The following is a 15,348-nucleotide window of genomic DNA, read 5'->3' as shown; positions in this document are numbered from 1 at the left end:
TTACTAGGTAAAAGCTTAAGTAAAACTTAATTAACTTCAGCTGTGGATAATAAATCTATTTTAAGCAGTCAGCTTTAGCGCTAACTGCTTAAAATTTCTAGCCAGAGAAAAAGACTTAAACATCGTTACTATTGAGTTTGTTATTAAAGCGCTTAATCACAATTAAGGTTTAAAATTTTGAAACTCTTCTTTAGAAATTTTCTTGTCTTGGTTTTCGTCTAAATCGGCAAATTGCCTCATTACTTCTTTATCTTGTTTGGCTTCTGCAAGCGATACTGCTCCATCCATATCTTTGTCTAAATGAGCAAAGCGAATGTTGACAGAAGAGGCTAAAGCCGTGGCGCTAATGGCTAAAAACATTAATGCAAATGCTGCGATAAGTTGTTTCATAATCATGTTCCCTAATTAAATGAATTTACTGAATAAACTTTTTGAATTCACTTAGCGACAACTGGCCATCTTGGTTAGTGTCTATTTGTGAAAAGTTTTCGTGTAGTACGGCATCTTCACCCGCTTCTGATTCGCTAAGTGTGCCGTTACTGTCTTTATCTAGCTCATTAAATGTAGCTTGAACGTCCATAGCTATTGCATCTGTGCCCATAAACCCAAAAGCCAGCATGGGTAAAATTACTAAAAAGCGGTTGTTCATTTAATTTCCTTATTGATTAAAGTTGCACTCACTATTACAAAAATGGTGCCAACTTAAATAAATGTTTAAAATCAATGGTTTGTATTTTTTATGGGGCACTGGTCGGAATTTTTTACTTAAATGTGTGTTATTTTTGCAACAGGCGGTAGGTGCTATTAGTCGTTAATATAGTTATCAATAACTTAGTGTGTTGCTAAATGGCAACAGGAGGATATATTGGGTTAAATATAGAAGTTGATTCAGCGAGAGTATAAGGTAAGTAACTAAAATAGGGCGCTTAAAATAATAAAAGGAAATGATAATGCCTGTAACGTTGGCTAACAAGTATCGTGCAATGCTTAATTGGCGGCCTAACTTAATAGGTCAGTTTATAATTAGTATGCTGCTGTCGTTACTGCCGCTTAGTTTGGTGGTTATTGTTTTTTTAAATGCGTTAAACAAACAGCTCGCTGTTACCCAGCTTATTGTCAGTAATAATTACCAAGTTACTAAGTCGTTTAATTTTTTAAAGCAAGAGCTTAATAGCCTAGAGCGGGCAACGCGACAAAACTGGGTGTTAAAAAGCGAGTCGCTCGACACGTTAATAAACGAAAAGTGGCAATCCTCCTTACAAACAATCGACACGCTCAGCCAAGCCAGTGCCACACAGCAATACACTATGCAGTGGCGTCGCTTAGCAACAACATTGCGTAGTACTCATCAAGCTTTAATTGAAAATAACCAACAAGATGCTGCATTGTTTGTGCCTATTAGCGATTTAGTGGCTGAGCTTACGGTGTGGTTGCGCGATACGAATGCAGCGCAAATTCAAAATAACCAAAGCGAATTAAGTACTTTACAAAGTTCGTTTATTAACTGGTTAGTGGCGCTTATTCCGCTTACTTTACTAGTGGGTGGAGGCTTTTTATGGCGCATAAGCAAGCGTTTAAAAGGGCTTACGTCGGTAATAGATAAACTAGGACAAGGCCACTGGCAGCAAAAAATTGCAGTGCAAGGCTCAAGTGAGCTGGTGGAATTAGGCGAAAAACTACAATGGGTGCAAGAGCAGCTACATATGCTTGAGCAACAAAAAGATACCTTTTTACGCCATGTAACCCACGAGCTTAAAACGCCGTTGGCTTCAATGGTCGAGGGTACCGATTTACTTAGCGATGAAATAGTCGGCCCCATTACAAAAGAGCAGCAAGCTGTGCTTGAGCTTATTAGCCAATCTATGGTGCGTTTGCGCACTATGATTGACAGTCTACTTAGTTATAACGCTATCAGAACCAGTAAAGACAGCGTTAGCGAAGTCGAATTTGGCAATTTAATAAATAAAATAAACAGCCATTTTGAGCACCGCTTAACGGCTAAGCAGCAACGCTTAAATTGGCACAACAGCATAACAAAACAGCCACTTGCATTACCCGCAGAGCTGATAGAAATGACCCTCATTCAGCTCATTTCTAATGCATTAAAATTTTCAAATACAGGGCAAAGTGTTGATGTAACCTTAGCACTTGAGCAAAAGCTACTAACAATACAAGTGCGCGATGAAGGCTGTGGTATTAAAGAGCAAGAAAAAACCCAGATATTCAGCGCATTTTACCAAGGCAAGCATAATAAAGATGTTACGCTGCAAGGCAGTGGCTTAGGTTTAACCATAGTAAAAGAGTCGGTTGAGCAGTTACAAGGCCAGCTTAGTGTTGAGCATAACCAGCCCCAAGGCTGCTTATTTACAATAAAAATACCTTTAATTAATCAAGGAGTTTAATAGCATGCGTACGCGTTTAATAGCTATTTTATGTGTGCTCAGTAGTACGGTTATTTTAGCTGGGTGTGAAACAAATAACACACAAACAGCAGCAGTGTCGCAGGAGGTTGAGCCTGCAAAAAATGCGGTGCCAAATCCTAAAAAGCGCCCTAAAAGTGACCCCGTTTACCCCAGCGCAGAACGTGTTGTTGCATGGCATGCTAATCAATGTGGCGGTTTTAAAGTAAAGCCAAGCCTACATACTTATTTAGGTGAAAAAGAGCTAAAACGTTTTTTTAAATTCATGTGTGTTAACACCTCAAGTGCGCCAGAGGAGGTAATGACACGATTACAAAAACTCGATTTAGCCTACTTTTGGCCTGAGCCAATAAAACAATATTTATGGCTTCAAAAGCAGCATGTTACTCGGCAAATAAATGCTCTAAAAGAGCAGCAGGCGTTAAATGACAAAATGCAGCAAACGTTATCGTCTTTAGCCACCATAGAGCAGCAGCTGTTACTACGCGAAGACACTAAGGAGCAGTAATTATGGCAACACACACACCACAAGGTGCAAAAGTATTACTCGTTGATGACGATGCAAGTTTACTTAAATTACTTGCACTAAGAATCGAGTCTAAAGGGTATGAAGTAACAACCTGCGAAAGCGGCATACTTGCATTACAAATTCTTAAAAACCAAGTGTTTGATGCAGTTATAACAGACCTGCGTATGGACGAAATGGACGGCATGGCCTTACATCGCCAATTACAAAGCCGCTACCCAGCACTGCCGGTTATAATGATGACAGCGCATGGCTCTATACCCGATGCGGTGGAGGCGACAAAACAAGGCATTTTTGCGTTTATTACAAAACCGGTAGATAAAGACGAGCTGTTTGACAGCCTAGCCAAAGCCATTGAAATACATGGCGTAAACGCAGAAGAATCGCCCCAAAAAAGCAATATAGTAACGCGCAGTGGCGCTATGTTACACCTCCTTGAGCAAGTAAAATTACTGGGGCCAACCCAAGTAAATGTACTTATTTCTGGCGCCAGCGGTACCGGTAAGGAGCTGCTGGCTCAGGCGATTCATCAACACAGCCATGTAAGCGAAGGACCTTTTGTGGCCATTAACTGTGGCGCAGTGCCTGGGGAGCTTTTAGAGTCAGAATTATTTGGCCATAAAAAAGGCGCCTTTACAGGGGCGGTGAAAGATCACCAAGGTTTATTTCAGCAAGCTCAAGGCGGCACCTTATTTTTAGATGAAATTGGCGATATGCCGCTTAATTTACAAGTTAAGTTACTGCGTGTACTGCAAGAAAAAACCATACGCCCGGTGGGCTTTCAGGAAGAAATTCCTATTGATGTGCGCATTGTATCGGCCACTCACAAAAATTTACCCGATGCGATTAGCAACCAACAATTTAGGGAAGATTTATACTACCGCCTAAATGTTGTTAATTTAAAATTACCGCCGCTGTGTGAGCGCCGAGAAGACATAAGCCTGCTTGCCCAGCACTTTAGCGCAAGTATTGCTAAACGTATGAACCAAAAAGAAAAGCGCTTTGCAAACGATGCCATGCATGCACTAGTACGTTACGACTGGCCTGGGAATATACGCCAGTTACAAAATGTTGTAGAGCAAGTGGTCGCATTGAGCGCCAGCGAGGTAATTTCTGCGCACTTAGTGTTAAACGCACTTAACTCAAACCAAGCCAGTGCAGAGCCGCTTTCTCTAAATGATGCCAAAAAAGAGTTTGAGCGCGATTATGTAATAAACACCCTAAAAATGGCCGGTGGTAACGTAGCTGAAGGTGCAAAGCTTGCCAAACGTAATCGTTCGGATTTTTATAAGTTAATAAAAAAACACAATATTGATGTCGATAATTTAGTGTAATTTAAGAGTAAGGTTATTAAATGCAGTTATTTATGGTGTATCTGGGTGGGCGAATTCAAGGCTGCCACATAGAAATGCACGATATTCGCTTTGTCGTAGGGCAAAGCATTGAGCAAACTTATTCAAAGCTAAAAAGCCAATGGGTGGGCGATAAAAACAATGTGCATATGGACAGCTACATGGCAATTAACCATATCGACGGTTATAAAGTAGAAGTCGTTGATACCTACGTTGAGCAAAATAAGCAGCTGTACTTTGTTAATTTAGGCGCTTACAGAAGTGACTCTATGGCAGAGCAACACGACTTTGCATTGTATGTTGCCAGTAGCGCAGCAGAGGCCAAGCAGCGCGCTAAAAGCGATTTGCTTGCAGGCCTTAGCCATATTCATAAAGATGATTTACATGATGTAGATGACTGCTTTGCTATAGACCTGCTCGACAGCCAACTAAATATTAAGCTTACGCCAAGTGGGCATACTCAACCAATAAAACCAGATTGGTTTGGGTATTATATTCTTTAACAGTAAAATTAAGAGTCTTGCTCGCTTTGCTCATTGGCTTCGCTTTTAGCTGCCATTTTAAATGCCACAATAACTAGGCCAAACATCGCAAAGGGCAGCGCTGCCAACATGTATTCAACCATGTTGCTATCTTGAAAGTTAGCCTGTAATAAAAAGTGACCCGCCACGCACATTACAATAACCACAAGTAATATAGGCAGTAGCATAAGTTCTTTTTTTGATGAATGATTTTTCATTGAGTATAAGGCTATGGCTTAAAATAAAGCGCTATTGTAATGAGCTTACTTAAGCTTGGCAAACTATGGCTATTTTAATGGTATGATCGACATTAAATAACCACCCAGTGTGATTAGGATAAACAGTGAAACACAACCTTAAGCAAGTTTACCTTGTTGGTGGCGCGGTACGCGACCAGCTACTTAATATAGCATCAAAAGATAACGACTATGTTGTTATAGGCGAAACACCCCAAACTATGGAGTCGCTTGGTTTTGTGCCTATAGGAAGTGATTTTCCGGTTTATTTACACCCAAAAACAAAAGAAGAATACGCCTTGGGCCGCACCGAGCGAAAAAGCGGTAAAGGCTATACCGGCTTTGTGGTAGATGCCAGCCCTAATGTCACCCTTGAAGAAGATTTAGCACGGCGCGATTTAACCATCAACTCAATGGCACTTGATGAAAGCGGCACCGTTATTGACCCTTTTAATGGCCAAAGCGATTTACACAATAAAATACTGCGCCACACCACAGAAGCCTTTGTAGAAGACCCGGTAAGGGTATTACGCATAGCCCGGTTTTTAGCACGCTACGGAAGTGAATGGCGTATTCACCCAAGTACTTATGCATTAATGCGCGAGCTTAAAAACAAAGGTGAGCTTAATCATTTAGTGCCCGAGCGCGTATGGCTCGAAACCGAAAAAGCACTGGGTGAAAAACACCCTGAACTGTATTTTCAAGCATTACATGGCTTAGGTGTTTTCCCTGAAATAGAGAGTATGCAAGGGGTGCCGCAACCTGCAAACCACCACCCAGAAGGTGATGTGTTTGTTCATACTATGTTGGTACTTAGGCGCGCTGCCGATTTAAATTTTAATTTAGAAACACGGTTTGCGGCACTCACTCATGATTTTGGTAAGGCCCTGAGCTTTAAAAAACACGGTAATTTACGCGTTCATGAACGCGAAGGGGTAGCCGTAATAGAAAAGTTTTGTGAGCGTTTAAAAGTGCCTAATCGTTTTCGTGATATTGGCGTACTCACCAGCGATAATCACACCTTATGCCATACGCTGGAGCAATTAAGACCACAAACGATTCATAAATTAATTGTCACTAATTTAAATGCTTTAGTGCACCCAGAGCGATTTATTGCGTTTACCCAAGCATGCCAATGTGATGCGCAAGGGCGCGGAGAAACGCTCGTAAATAAGCCCTATCCGCAAGGGGCTAAACTGCGTGCAATTTTTAATGAATTACAAAAAATGGATAAAAAGCAGGTAGTACAAACTGCACTTAAAAATGGCAAAAAAGGCCCAGAAATAGGCGAAGAGGTAAAACTGGCAGAAATAAACTGCATCAAAGCATTTTTACAAAACGAGCAAGCAACGCAATAGGCAATACCCTAGCTGAGGTATTCAGACACGCCTTCGTTTTTAACTTGTTCTGGCTGTCGTAAGTTTTTATATGTAGAGGTGGCAGGCTCTGAAGGCAAGCTAGGTGCTTGCTCTTGGGGCCTGTATAGATCAAAAATAAATTCGATCTCTTCACGCTCAAGTGGGTTGTTCATGATCTATTCTCCTTAATTAGTGTTCAGGGTATGGCCGTTTGACTGAATTAAAAGTGAATAGTTACATTTTAAGTTGTAGTAAATTGTAATCGATGTGCAAAAAATAAGGGCGACTCAGTAGGGCGCCACTTTATGCATAGCTTAGCTTTGTAAAGGCAGGGTTACTTTAAACACCACGCCATTACCGCGCTCGTTGTTTTGCGCAGTGACACTGCCTTTGTGGTAATCACACACCAGCCTTACAATATAAAGCCCTAAACCTAAGTGCGGTTGCTGCTGCATTTGCTGGCTACGCACCGACACCATAGAATCAAAAATATGCTCAGTTAGCCCTTCAGGCAGGGCAGGGCCTGTATTACTCACTGTTAATATTGCTTTATTTTCGCTCTGCTTAAGACCTACATTAATAGCCGTATTTGCTTCACTAAATTCCAGCGCATTATTAATAAGCTTATCAAGTAGCTGAGCTATAAATTCGGGAGCACCTTGCATAGGTAAAGGGCTTTGGCATACATCAAGGTCAAATAACTGCTCAGGGTAAGTGAGCTGGTAGCCTTGCATACAGCCATTAATTACTTTTTGTAAATCAAACGGCTCGCTCTCGTTGCTTTGAATGCTTTGTTCAAGGCGCGTGGCTTCGCTCATGGTGGTTATTATTTTACCTAATCGCTCAACCCCTTCACTAGCTCGCTCTAGGTATTTTTGGCTAAGCTCATTTTGCTCTAAACTTTGTAGGTTTTCTAAAGAAGAGCGAACCACAGCCACCGGTGTACGTAGCTCATGAGATAACCGCGATGACATATTTTCTAAATAATTAGTGTACCCGCCTAAGCGGCCAACAATATTGGCAAAACTTCGTGAAAGGTCGCCAATTTCATCGTTTGAGTCGCTGTAATTAATACTGCCGGTAATGCGCCCTTGGGCATCAATGGCTTGCTCTGCGGTGTCGCGCAGTCGCCTAATGCGGCTCGAAATACGCGAGGCAAAAAAGAACAACGTAACGGTGCCAATTAGCATCACCGCTAAAATAACGTTAAAAAGCTTTTCGAGCGATTTATTACGCAGGGTGCGAACACCGTTAGTGGTTTCCTCGGCGATTACTGCGCCAATCACTTTATCTTCTATCCAAATAGGGTATGCCGCCGATAAAATAACGGCTTTACTGTCGGGGGTTAACCGCCAAGACGACGCTGGTTGCCCCTTCAGTGCCTTAGCTAAATGCGTGCCTTGCATTGAGGCAACATCGTGCAGGGTATCTAAAAATTCGTTTTCGGGGCGAGTTAAAATTTTATAATAAAGTGGGTGCAAATACGTTTGCTCAAAGCGTTGCCAGGCATTTTTAGGCGGCTGGTTTTTAAGGCCGTCGGCCCATACGCCATCGGCATTTTGAATTGTGCCCGACTGCGCTAATACGCGATGATGGTTATCAACCACCCAAATACGGCTACCACTGTGACCCATACCTTTTAAAATTCGGTTAATTTCTGGTGAGGGCACCAATACCGAGCCTAAATCGCTTGGGTTATTTAAATTAGAGGTCGACATTGTTTTAAAATCGAGCGGCGCTTTTTTTGTGTCAATATCGACCACGGCAAAGCCTAGCTTGTTACCAAGCATATTTATAGGAAAGCGCAGCTCTAAGTTATATCCCGATTCAGTGCGTATAAAATAGCCCTGAATTTTTGTAAACGGTGTTTTGGTATTAGCATCAAACGCATTTACCCAGCCATCTTGGCGTGGGGCAATAATGTACGTATTAAAATCTCCGTCTGGGCTTTTTAGGCCAATTATTAAATGGTCGTTATTAGTAATGCTTAAACTATTTTTAGCACGATATACAAGGTGATCGTCAGTTACTTTAAACACGGCATATAAGTAGTTATCAAATTTTCCAACCATATGATCAAACGATAAATCCTCAGCTTTATGCTCCTTGTCTGCTTTTTGTAAATAGCGTTTATCGTAATGCCAAAAGAGTGGTTGATAGCTTTGCCAGTCGCTCAGTTTGCCATCGAGTTGAATGGCGTTTTTAAGATTGTACGCATATAAGTCGCGCCCTTTTACTACCTGGTCTAAAAAGTTGGTTTGCTCATCAAAAAGTGCTGGGCGCTCATGCAGGGCGGTGGCGAGCGCGCGAGTGGTGCCTACGAGGGTTTTTTCTTGGCCTTGGCGTAAAAACTTTTCCATTTCCCACACGTACTCGTAGCCAAGCCAAGGCAGTAAAAACAAAAAACACGACAGTAATATAAATTTACTGCGCAGGCCAAATCGTAACATTAGCGTTGTTCCCACCTGTAGCCCATGCCGTACACCGTATCTATGCAGTCAAAGTTGTTATCAAGGGCGATAAACTTTTTACGAATGCGTTTTACATGCGAGGTGATAGTGCTGTCGTCTACGTAAATTTTTGCATCGCTCATTAAATCGTTACGGCTTTTTACATGGCCTGGGCGCTGCGCAAGTGAGTGCAACATCCAAAATTCGGTCACGGTTAAATCAACCAATTGCTGCTGCCAAAATACTTGCATACGCTGGGTGTCGAGCGTTAACTGGCCGCGTGTAATTAATGCATTGGCATCGGCGGGCTGCTCAAGCGCTTCCATGCGTCTAAATAGCGCGCCTATTCTGGCAGCCAAGTGGGCTAAGCTAATATCTTTTGTTAGGTAGTCATCGGCGCCCATACGCAGGCCACACACGGTATCTATTTCGCTATCGCGGGCGGTTAAAAAAATAATAGGCAGAGTTTTAGAAAGCGTACGCAAGGTTTGGCAAAGCAAAAAACCGCCGTCTATTTCGTGGCCTAAACCAATATCAACAATGGCTAAATCGGGTAGGGCGTCTTTAAATGCAATCTCTGCGCTGACGCGGTTAGCAAAACCACTTACTTGGTAACCTTGGGCGCTAAGCATTTCAATATAGTTTTCGCGGATGGCGGTTTCATCTTCAATGATGGCTATTTTTTTCATTCTACTCAACCTTATTTATTTTAAAACGCACTATATCGAAGTTTTTCAGTTATGTACGCTTAAAAAGGCAATTGCCATTTTTTTGCCACAATTGCTCAGCGGTTTGCCATTTTTGCTCCCTTTTGTTGCCACTTGCAGCTGTTTTAATACAACCATCAAAACAAAACATCACAAATTAAAACAAGTTTAAGGATTACATTATGAAGAAGACATTAATCGCATTAACGCTAGTAGCCACAGTGTGTACACCTGCATTTGCAGCAGCCGCTAACACCCCTTCTAAAGAAGCACATAAAGAAACCGCCATCGGCTTAGGTACTGGCGCCATTATTGGTGGTGTCGTTGGTGGGCCAATTGGTGCTTTTATTGGCGCATTTGCCGGGGGCTTAATTGGTGATTCAAAAGTAGCTGATGACAAAATTGCCCAGCAGCAGAGAGCAATAACAGTGATGCAGCAAAAAACCAGCGACTACCAACAGGTACTTAATCAAAACAATAGGCTAGAGCAGCAGTTAGATGTACTAACTAATCAAAATGAGCAGTTAACACAATCGCAAATAAATAACTTACTCGCCCTGACAGTACAATTTAAAACCGGCTCAAGTGCTATTGCCCCGCACTTTGCTACGCAGTTAGACCAGCTTGTGGTGCTGTTAAAAAATCAGCCGCAACTAGCATTAGATTTAAGTGGCTTTGCCGATCAGCGCGGTGATGAGCAAGCGAATCTTTTATTGTCTAAAAAACGTGTAAACGCAGTGCAAAGTTACCTTATAAAGCACGGTATTAGCCATACACGTTTAAGTGCGCACGCTTTTGGCGAGCAACAAACATTAGCGCGCAGCAATACCGTAGAAGATAACTTTTTTGATCGACGCGTAACACTTACTACCCGCTCAATAAACCCAGTAAATGGTCAAACGGCAAGTAACTAAAGCCACTTTTATTTGAGTAAAGTTAAGCGTTCGATGGAGTGATTTTATGTTGAGTAACCCAACCAAAATGCTTACTAAAGTAAGCATTTTTATTTTCTTAGTGGCTGTGCTTCTACTTAGTTTTAATAGCCGTGCACAGTCGCCCAAGCTTGAACTTTTTGACCGCAGCGGCGCATCTGTCGCGCCGGCAATTATATTAAAAAGCGATGCTAACATGACCCTAACCGGGCTGATAAATCACGTGGTTGTTAAGCAAACTTATCAAAACGAAAATCCGTTTGCGGTAAATGCGCGTTATGTGTTTCCTCTACCTGATGAAAGCGCCGTGCATGCGATGACGATGCGCATAGGTGAGCGAGTCATAAAAGGCCAAATAGATAAAAAAGTAGAGGCCGAAAAAAAGTATCAAGCAGCTAAAAATGCTGGCAAGCAAGCCGCACTTGTACGCCAGCAGCGCGCTAATATGTTTATTACTAACGTGGCAAATATAGGCCCTGGCGAGCAAATTGTGATAGAGCTTGAATACCAAGAAATCATTGATTACAGCAATGGCACATTTGCTATTCGCTTCCCAAGTACCATTACGCCGCGCTATCACACAATAAGCGCAAATATTGAAGCTGAGCAAACTAGCCTAAGCCATGCACCACAAGGATGGTTAAGCCCTGTATATAGCAAAACGCAGCACAGCGAGGCGCCAAGCAGCCAATTTAGTTTAAATATTGATATAGATGTAGGCTTAGAGCTTGTAGATATAACGTCTAAATTTCATCATGTTGAAGTACAAAACCCGGCCTTTGGGCAATATACGGTTGCTTTAAATGAGCAAGCGGGGGCCAATCGCGACTTTGTACTTGAGTTTAAACCGCTGCAAAAAGAAAGCGCACAAGCAGCATTTTTTACCCAGCAGTTTGAAAACGGCGACCGGTACGGGCTTGCTATGCTAATGCCGCCAGCAGATCACTTTACACAAACGCAGCGCCTACCTCGCGAAATGGTGTTTGTTGTAGATACCTCAGGCTCTATGCACGGGCAATCTATGGAGCAAGCTAAAAAGGCCCTGTTTTATGCGCTGTCTTTGCTTGATAGTGACGACAGCTTTAACATTATTGGCTTTGATAACGTGGTTACCCCCATGAGCGATAAACCCCTTATTGCTAGTGACTTTAACTTACGCCGCGCTGAGCGCTTTATTTATAGCCTAGAGGCCGACGGTGGTACCGAAATACAAGGTGCACTTGATGCGGTACTTGATGGCAGCAGCTTTGAAGGCTTTGTACGCCAAGTGGTATTTTTAACGGATGGCAGTGTGAGTAACGAAGATGCCTTATTTAAAAATATTCAGCGTAAATTGGGTGATAGCCGTTTATTTACTGTAGGCATTGGCAGTGCACCCAATAGCTTTTTTATGCGTCGCGCAGCTGATATAGGTAAAGGGTCATTTACGTTTATTGGCAGCACCCATGAGGTACAGCCTAAAATGCAGCAGTTATTTGATAAGCTTGCTCATCCCGCTATCACTAATTTAGCACTGCGCGATGAAAGCACTCACAGTTTAGATTTTTGGCCATCTCCTTTGCCCGATTTATATTTTGGCGAGCCAATAATGGTGGCTATAAAACTAAATGATACAAATCAAATTACGCTTAGTGGGCAAACCGCTCAAGGCCCTTTAAATATAAAATTAAGCGCACAAAATAGCGCCAGCGCAAAAGGGATTGATAAGCTGTGGGCGCGCCAAAAAATTAAATCGTTACTTTTGTATAATGACCGTCAGTCAGTTAAAAATGAGGTGCAGGGGCTGGCGCTCACACACCAACTACTGAGCCCGTTTACTGCTTTTATAGCTATTGAGCACACTCAAATTAACGAGCCTGCAAAGCAAACGGCACTGGCTAAGAACGCAGCGCCACAAGGATTGGCTATGCGTTTACCACAAACCGATGGGCAAAGCCGACTGTACATATTGCTGGGCTGCATTATATTACTTGGCTATGGCGCGGTTAAAATAAACCGAGGGCTTAAATGAAAAAGTGGCTAAGTGCGGGCTTATTAATCGCTGGGCTGGGGCTGTTTTCTCATGGTGCTTATATGCAAGCTAAGGCATGGCTTGCCCAAGTATTAATAGAGCAGGCCTGGCAAGAGGCGCTTATTACGCCACACGCTCGCGTTAAACCGTGGTTTTACGCCGACAGCTTTGTAACCGCGCAGCTTAACTGGCCTGTGCATAATAAAGTGCTTAGCGTTTTAGCTGGGGCAAGTGGTCGTAATTTAGCATTTGCACCAAGCCACTTTTTACCAGGGGCAAAGCTTGGAGATAAACATGGCGGTGCGTTAATAGCGGGCCACAACGATACCCACTTTGCATTTTTAAAACACACCAAAGTGGGTGAAACGTTTACGCTGCAGCTGCAAAGTGGCGTAATACAGCACTACAAAGTGAAAGGGATTGAGGTTATTCATCAATCCCAACAGGCCTTTTTACAAACCCCAGGGCTTTATTTATTAACCTGTTACCCTTTTGACTCGCTGGCATCGGGTACTGATTTAAGATGGCTTGTATCGGCTGAGTTGATAGAGTCATCGCCAGCTTCATTAAGCGGTATATCTACCACCAGCTCTTGATGCCGTTGGCTTATCATCACCCCTGCAAAAACAACAAATATACTTACCCATTGCCAAAAATCGAGTACCTCACCCAAAATAATGGCCGATAAAATAAGTGTAAAAATAGGAATTAAATTTGAATAAGCCGCAGCCGTTAATACCGACACTTTGCCAATTGCATAGTTATACATACCATAGCCACCTAAGGTGACAAACGAGCCTAAATACAAAATGCTCATAAGGGCGGTTAGGTCATGCTGGTTTTCGCTTGGTAAGTCGATAAAAAACAAAAACGGTGCAAAAAACACACTGCCGCTTATGCCTTGTAAAGCAATTAGCGTTAACGGCGAGTAGCGATTGGCTAAGTGCTTAATGCTAATGGTGTAAAACGCCGCGCATACCATGGCCATAAGCTCTAAAAAGTTACCCAATAATGGATTAGGGGCCTGATCGGTATTTGGTGAAAGCAAAGTAAGTAAAATACTGCCGCCAATACACAGGGTAAACCCAATCACAATGGCTTTACTTATATACTCTTTAAGCATAAAAAACGCCATCAACGCCACAATAATAGGCAAGCACGAAACAATAACTCCCGCCTGAGAGGCCGAGGTGTATTCCATTGCGTGGCCTTCAAATAAAAAGTACAAGCATGGCTCTGCGAGCGACATACCTAATAAGTACTTCCAATCGCCTTTTAAATACTCAAACCTAATTACATAACGCCATAAACAAAGCGATAAAACTAAAGTGGTTAGCATGCGTAAAAATATAACTAGTGCAGGGTCGTAAACGGCAATAGCATACTTAAGTGCAATAAAGGAGCTACCCCATAAAAAGGTGGCAATAATTAGGCATAAACTGGCTGGCATAAATGAAATTTTATCAAATTAAATTAACGCCGATCCTAGCATGAATAATTTTAACTTGTTCAAAAATACCGAGCTGGTATAAGTTTATTTATCTTTCATTTTAATAGTAAATAATAATGCATAGGGAACAGGTAATTGTTGTTAAGCTTGGTACAAGTGTACTGACCGGCGGCACCGATAAGTTAGATAAAGCCCATATGGTTGAGCTGGTTCGCCAATGTAGCGAATTAAAAAAGCAAGGCCACCAAGTTATATTAGTATCAAGTGGCGCGGTTGCTGCGGGGCGCGAACAACTTATTAAACCCTGTGGCCGCGGCCTAATAGATAAACAAATGTTGGCAGCCGTAGGGCAAGGCCAGCTTATACATATTTGGCAAAGCTTATTTGCCTTGTATGGCATAAACGTAGGGCAAATGTTGCTTACCCGTGCAGACGTAGATGACCGCGAACGCTATTTAAATGCGCGCGACACCTTAAATGCGTTATTAAGCCACGATGTGGTGCCTATTATTAATGAAAACGACGCGGTAGCAACCGCCGAAATAAAAGTAGGCGATAACGATAATTTATCGGCGCTGGTGGCTATTTTAGCTAATGCCAATAAGCTATTACTGCTTACCGATCAAGAAGGTTTATTTACCAGCGATCCGCGCACAAATACCGACGCAAAACTGATTGACGAAGTCACTCATATAAACGATGAGTTACGCCAACTGGCTGGTGGTAGCGGTACAAGTTTAGGCACCGGCGGTATGGCCACAAAACTACAAGCCGCCGACGTAGCAAGGCGCGCAGGGGTAGAGGTTATTATTGCAAAAGGCGCTGGCAATAATGTTATTTTAAAATGCATGAGTGAGCAATTACCCGGTACGCGGTTTTTAAAACTTACTGCGCCAAAAGATGGCCGTAAAAAATGGCTAATGGCCGGGCCTAAAAGTACCGGCCAAATTATGATTGATAAAGGGGCTATTTCGGCGCTACAAAACAAAGGGGCAAGCCTGCTGGCAAAAGGCATAACCAATGCGTTTGGCCGTTTTGAGCGGGGCGACTTAATAGATTTAATAGACGCCAACAACCAAGTTATTGCACGAGGGTTAACACGTTTTAACCAGGTTGAAGTAAATAAAATTAAAGGTGCTCATTCAGAGCAAATAGGTGAGCTACTCGACTTTGATAGTGGCGCTGTGGTGCTACACAGAGACGACTTAGTGTTGCTTTAGTTTTATTTAGCTTTTTTAAATAGCGCGTGTTGCGTATTGGTTATTAGTATTGCGGCCGTATATTCGGTATTTAAGCAAGGCAGGGCCTATGTTGTGTTTAGTATAACTGGTTGTACAAAAACATAAATACGAAGCATAAATACCAAAGCATAGGCTGTTTGAGGC

At 42.4% G+C, this 15,348-nt stretch carries 16 protein-coding genes; 9 read left to right on the top strand and 7 right to left on the bottom strand.

Annotated features, from left to right (window positions below; translation table 11 throughout):
- Window positions 1–162: 162 nt before the first annotated feature.
- Window positions 163–390, bottom strand: coding sequence for a hypothetical protein (locus tag PSH50_RS05735; protein ID WP_004586102.1), 228 nt, complete (start codon window positions 388–390; stop codon window positions 163–165).
- A 25-nt stretch (window positions 391–415) separates the two neighbouring features.
- Window positions 416–649, bottom strand: a complete 234-nt coding sequence (locus PSH50_RS05730; RefSeq protein ID WP_004586103.1) for a calcium dependent protein — start codon at window positions 647–649, stop codon at window positions 416–418.
- A 301-nt stretch (window positions 650–950) separates the two neighbouring features.
- On the opposite strand from PSH50_RS05730, the gene PSH50_RS05725 reads away from it, so the two are divergent.
- From PSH50_RS05725 to PSH50_RS05710, 4 genes are read left to right on the top strand one after another with little or no spacing between them, the layout of a single operon-like run.
- Window positions 951–2,402, top strand: coding sequence for a HAMP domain-containing sensor histidine kinase (locus PSH50_RS05725; protein ID WP_273587427.1), 1,452 nt, complete (start codon window positions 951–953; stop codon window positions 2,400–2,402).
- Window positions 2,403–2,406: 4 nt separating this feature from the next.
- Window positions 2,407–2,928 (top strand): hypothetical protein, encoded by a 522-nt coding sequence (locus PSH50_RS05720; protein WP_248462308.1) that lies wholly within the window; start codon window positions 2,407–2,409, stop codon window positions 2,926–2,928.
- A gap of 2 nt (window positions 2,929–2,930) precedes the next feature.
- The gene (locus PSH50_RS05715; protein WP_004586106.1) at window positions 2,931–4,280 is read left to right on the top strand and encodes a sigma 54-interacting transcriptional regulator; all 1,350 of its coding nucleotides are present in this window, start codon (window positions 2,931–2,933) and stop codon (window positions 4,278–4,280) included.
- Window positions 4,281–4,300: 20 nt separating this feature from the next.
- Window positions 4,301–4,801, top strand: coding sequence for a DUF1543 domain-containing protein (locus PSH50_RS05710; RefSeq protein WP_138576894.1), 501 nt, complete (start codon window positions 4,301–4,303; stop codon window positions 4,799–4,801).
- A gap of 8 nt (window positions 4,802–4,809) precedes the next feature.
- Here PSH50_RS05710 and PSH50_RS05705 read toward each other — a convergent pair whose 3' ends face one another.
- The gene (locus PSH50_RS05705) at window positions 4,810–5,037 is read right to left on the bottom strand and encodes a hypothetical protein (RefSeq protein WP_004586108.1); all 228 of its coding nucleotides are present in this window, start codon (window positions 5,035–5,037) and stop codon (window positions 4,810–4,812) included.
- A 125-nt stretch (window positions 5,038–5,162) separates the two neighbouring features.
- Here PSH50_RS05705 and PSH50_RS05700 point away from each other — a divergent pair, with 125 nt between their 5' ends.
- Window positions 5,163–6,413, top strand: coding sequence for a multifunctional CCA addition/repair protein (locus PSH50_RS05700; RefSeq protein WP_273587428.1), 1,251 nt, complete (start codon window positions 5,163–5,165; stop codon window positions 6,411–6,413).
- An 8-nt stretch (window positions 6,414–6,421) separates the two neighbouring features.
- On the opposite strand, the gene PSH50_RS05695 is transcribed toward PSH50_RS05700, so the two are convergent.
- The 3 genes from PSH50_RS05695 to pdsR all read right to left on the bottom strand — a co-directional run bounded on the left by PSH50_RS05695 (window position 6,422) and on the right by pdsR (window position 9,552).
- Window positions 6,422–6,586, bottom strand: a complete 165-nt coding sequence (locus PSH50_RS05695) for a hypothetical protein (protein ID WP_024033174.1) — start codon at window positions 6,584–6,586, stop codon at window positions 6,422–6,424.
- Between the two features lie 141 nt (window positions 6,587–6,727).
- Complete coding sequence (gene pdsS / locus PSH50_RS05690; RefSeq protein ID WP_273587429.1) at window positions 6,728–8,863, bottom strand: proteobacterial dedicated sortase system histidine kinase; 2,136 nt, start codon at window positions 8,861–8,863, stop codon at window positions 6,728–6,730.
- Entirely contained in the window at window positions 8,863–9,552 is a 690-nt protein-coding gene (pdsR, locus tag PSH50_RS05685; RefSeq protein ID WP_004586111.1) for a proteobacterial dedicated sortase system response regulator, read from the bottom strand. The genes pdsS and pdsR overlap by 1 nt, the downstream gene beginning before the upstream one ends.
- 200 nt (window positions 9,553–9,752) lie before the next feature.
- On the opposite strand from pdsR, the gene pdsO reads away from it, so the two are divergent.
- From pdsO to PSH50_RS05670, 3 genes are read left to right on the top strand one after another with little or no spacing between them, the layout of a single operon-like run.
- Entirely contained in the window at window positions 9,753–10,484 is a 732-nt protein-coding gene (gene pdsO / locus PSH50_RS05680) for a sortase-associated OmpA-like protein PdsO (RefSeq protein ID WP_273587430.1), read from the top strand.
- 46 nt (window positions 10,485–10,530) lie between these two features.
- Complete coding sequence (locus PSH50_RS05675; RefSeq protein WP_273587431.1) at window positions 10,531–12,513, top strand: marine proteobacterial sortase target protein; 1,983 nt, start codon at window positions 10,531–10,533, stop codon at window positions 12,511–12,513.
- Complete coding sequence (locus tag PSH50_RS05670; protein WP_273587432.1) at window positions 12,510–13,109, top strand: class GN sortase; 600 nt, start codon at window positions 12,510–12,512, stop codon at window positions 13,107–13,109. The genes PSH50_RS05675 and PSH50_RS05670 overlap by 4 nt, the downstream gene beginning before the upstream one ends.
- On the opposite strand, the gene PSH50_RS05665 is transcribed toward PSH50_RS05670, so the two are convergent.
- A complete protein-coding gene (locus tag PSH50_RS05665) occupies window positions 12,998–13,963 on the bottom strand; it encodes a DMT family transporter (RefSeq protein WP_273587433.1) in 966 nt (321 codons plus the stop codon). The genes PSH50_RS05670 and PSH50_RS05665 overlap by 112 nt on opposite strands.
- 116 nt (window positions 13,964–14,079) lie before the next feature.
- Between PSH50_RS05665 and proB the strand changes: the two genes are divergently transcribed.
- Window positions 14,080–15,183 carry a glutamate 5-kinase gene (gene proB, locus PSH50_RS05660; protein ID WP_138576882.1) on the top strand — a complete coding sequence of 368 codons (1,104 nt, stop codon included), beginning with the start codon at window positions 14,080–14,082 and terminating at the stop codon, window positions 15,181–15,183.
- The last annotated feature ends 165 nt before the right edge of the window (window positions 15,184–15,348 follow it).

The organism is Pseudoalteromonas sp. Angola-7, assembly GCF_028599255.1.
GTDB classification, from domain to species: domain Bacteria; phylum Pseudomonadota; class Gammaproteobacteria; order Enterobacterales; family Alteromonadaceae; genus Pseudoalteromonas; species Pseudoalteromonas atlantica.
Note: the sequence above shows the minus strand (reverse complement) of the source record. Positions and strands in the feature narration are given on the sequence as shown.

Bases quoted from the DNA above. Each gene is read 5' to 3' on its own strand.
- PSH50_RS05735 (WP_004586102.1), bottom strand. From the start codon at position 390: ATGAAACAACTTATCGCAGCATTTGCATTAATGTTTTTAGCCATTAGC.
- PSH50_RS05730 (WP_004586103.1), bottom strand. From the start codon at position 649: ATGAACAACCGCTTTTTAGTAATTTTACCCATGCTGGCTTTTGGGTTT.
- PSH50_RS05725 (WP_273587427.1), top strand. From the start codon at position 951: ATGCCTGTAACGTTGGCTAACAAGTATCGTGCAATGCTTAATTGGCGG.
- PSH50_RS05720 (WP_248462308.1), top strand. From the start codon at position 2,407: ATGCGTACGCGTTTAATAGCTATTTTATGTGTGCTCAGTAGTACGGTT.
- PSH50_RS05715 (WP_004586106.1), top strand. From the start codon at position 2,931: ATGGCAACACACACACCACAAGGTGCAAAAGTATTACTCGTTGATGAC.
- PSH50_RS05710 (WP_138576894.1), top strand. From the start codon at position 4,301: ATGCAGTTATTTATGGTGTATCTGGGTGGGCGAATTCAAGGCTGCCAC.
- PSH50_RS05705 (WP_004586108.1), bottom strand. From the start codon at position 5,037: ATGAAAAATCATTCATCAAAAAAAGAACTTATGCTACTGCCTATATTA.
- PSH50_RS05695 (WP_024033174.1), bottom strand. From the start codon at position 6,586: ATGAACAACCCACTTGAGCGTGAAGAGATCGAATTTATTTTTGATCTA.
- pdsS (WP_273587429.1), bottom strand. From the start codon at position 8,863: ATGTTACGATTTGGCCTGCGCAGTAAATTTATATTACTGTCGTGTTTT.
- pdsR (WP_004586111.1), bottom strand. From the start codon at position 9,552: ATGAAAAAAATAGCCATCATTGAAGATGAAACCGCCATCCGCGAAAAC.
- pdsO (WP_273587430.1), top strand. From the start codon at position 9,753: ATGAAGAAGACATTAATCGCATTAACGCTAGTAGCCACAGTGTGTACA.
- PSH50_RS05675 (WP_273587431.1), top strand. From the start codon at position 10,531: ATGTTGAGTAACCCAACCAAAATGCTTACTAAAGTAAGCATTTTTATT.
- PSH50_RS05670 (WP_273587432.1), top strand. From the start codon at position 12,510: ATGAAAAAGTGGCTAAGTGCGGGCTTATTAATCGCTGGGCTGGGGCTG.
- PSH50_RS05665 (WP_273587433.1), bottom strand. From the start codon at position 13,963: ATGCCAGCCAGTTTATGCCTAATTATTGCCACCTTTTTATGGGGTAGC.
- proB (WP_138576882.1), top strand. From the start codon at position 14,080: ATGCATAGGGAACAGGTAATTGTTGTTAAGCTTGGTACAAGTGTACTG.